This window comes from Cellulomonas sp. P5_C6 (genome assembly GCF_054049635.1).
The window spans coordinates 1-581 of the sequence record NZ_JBFULZ010000399.1; the positions used below are offsets into that span (position 1 = coordinate 1).

Here is a 581-nt window from a genome sequence, read left to right on the forward strand (position 1 = left end):
GAAGAGATCTACGGCCGTTTCGATGACATCGGCGAAGCATCCACCGCCAAGGTAGCGGACTGCGTAACGGCGCAGTACCGGCGGTTGATCGAGGTCTCGCCCTTCGCCGCTCTGGCGACCACCGGCCCGGAGGGGCTGGATTGCTCACCGCGCGGCGACAAACCGGGCTTCGTCCGGATCCATGACGAGCGCACTTTGATGATGCCGGACCGCCGCGGCAACAATCGCGTGGACTCCCTGCGCAACATCGTGCGCGATCCCAACATCGCGCTGCTGTTCCTGATCCCCGGCGCCGGCACCACGCTCCGCATCAACGGGACGGCGCATCTCTCAACGGATCCGGACCTGCTGGCGTCCTTCGCCGTGGAGGAGAAGGCACCACGCACGGTGATCGTGATGACGGTCGGGGAGATCTATTTCCAGTGCGCCCGCGCCATCGTGCGGTCCGATCTCTGGAACCCTGACAAACGCGTCGACCCGAAGACCCTGCCGACGCCCGGCGAGATCCTGGCAGAGATGAGCGAGCGCCGGGTCGGCGGTCCGGAATATGACCGGCAATGGCCGGAAAGGGCGCGCCAGAC

Annotated in this window: 1 protein-coding gene; it reads left to right on the plus strand. The window is 66.1% G+C overall.

Features of this window, described 5'->3' with window-relative positions; translation table 11 throughout:
- The coding region (locus ACXJKG_RS21385; RefSeq protein WP_456847722.1) for a pyridoxamine 5'-phosphate oxidase family protein at positions 1 to 581 on the plus strand (581 nt) is incomplete at both ends.